Raw genomic sequence first — 1,192 nt, 5'->3', positions numbered from 1 at the left:
AAGAATCTTAAACTTGCCTTGATTTAATATTATTAAACCATTCAATCGTTGCTTTGCTATGTTCTTCAGGAATCTTATTCTTTACTTGCTCATGCAGCCAACCTAAAGTCTTATTCTTCAAATACTGTCTCATCTGGTCTTCTGCTTCTAACATTATAACTTTTATCAAGCAAGGGCATTTTGTATGTGTATCAGGTAAGTTATTCTTATCTAATAATAGCTCATTTTGCCTAATCTCTGCGCATTGAAATAATGGCGAATTTCCTTCTACTGCTTCAACTATGTCCCAAAATGTTATGTTTTCAGGATTACGTGCTAACGCATATCCTCCATTAACACCTGGAATTGACTTCACAATACCTGATTTTCTTAATTTTGTATATACTTTTGATAGATAAGTCTCTGACACTCCTTGATATGTTGCTAAATCTTTAATCCCAACAGATTTCCCTGATGGAATATCTACCATATATAATAAACAATGCAATGCATACTCTACTCCTATAGAAAATTGCAATAAAACCATCCTCTCCATATAACAATATAATCTTCCCACATAATACTTCATTTTTTTTTGCTAGTCAATATCTATACAATTGAATTATAGATAATATTTATCTATAATGTATTTATTTGCTGTTGACTTTTAAAAAAAGCAATTATATAATAATAGCAGACAATACTTATCTATGATATATGTAATACATAATTCTTGTGATTTTAGTTAATCTATTATATATGTAATACATAATTCTTGTGTATTGGTTTAATAAATTTTTAGGAGGAAATGTAGAATGCTTACAGAAAAATTTTATGATGTACTAAAACATGAAGGCGTAGTTTCAATAATATCATGGGGGACAGCTGAACCACATGTGGTTAATACTTGGAACTCATATTTAGTTGTAACAGCTGATGAAAGAATTTTAATTCCTGCATATGGAATGCGTAAAACAGAAAAAAATATAAATCAAAATAATAAAGTAAAGATGGCTTTAGGTAGTAAAGAAGTTTTAGGTTATAAAGATTATCAGGGAACAGGCTTCGCGATTGAAGGTACTGCGAAATACCTTGAGTCAGGTTCAGAATTTGACATGATGAAAGAAAAGTTCTCTTTTTTAACTAGAGTGTTAGAGATAACAGTTACATCTGCACAACAAAAGATTTAGATTTTGAATTTTATTAACTAATT

Annotated in this window: 2 protein-coding genes; one reads left to right on the top strand and one right to left on the bottom strand. The window is 29.5% G+C overall.

The genetic code is table 11. The annotated features are described in order from the left end of the window. Positions 1–7: 7 nt before the first annotated feature. Positions 8–517, bottom strand: coding sequence for an RrF2 family transcriptional regulator (locus BM027_RS17890; RefSeq protein WP_090094522.1), 510 nt, complete (start codon positions 515–517; stop codon positions 8–10). A 277-nt stretch (positions 518–794) separates the two neighbouring features. Between BM027_RS17890 and BM027_RS17885 the strand changes: the two genes are divergently transcribed. After that, entirely contained in the window at positions 795–1,169 is a 375-nt protein-coding gene (locus BM027_RS17885) for a pyridoxamine 5'-phosphate oxidase family protein (RefSeq protein WP_090094521.1), read from the top strand. Positions 1,170–1,192: the final 23 nt, after the last annotated feature.

It is taken from the genome of Clostridium uliginosum, assembly GCF_900112485.1.
GTDB lineage: Bacteria > Bacillota > Clostridia > Clostridiales > Clostridiaceae > Clostridium > Clostridium uliginosum.
This window is presented reverse-complemented; position numbering and strand designations above follow the sequence as displayed.

Bases quoted from the DNA above. Each gene is read 5' to 3' on its own strand.
- BM027_RS17885 (WP_090094521.1), top strand. From the start codon at position 795: ATGCTTACAGAAAAATTTTATGATGTACTAAAACATGAAGGCGTAGTT.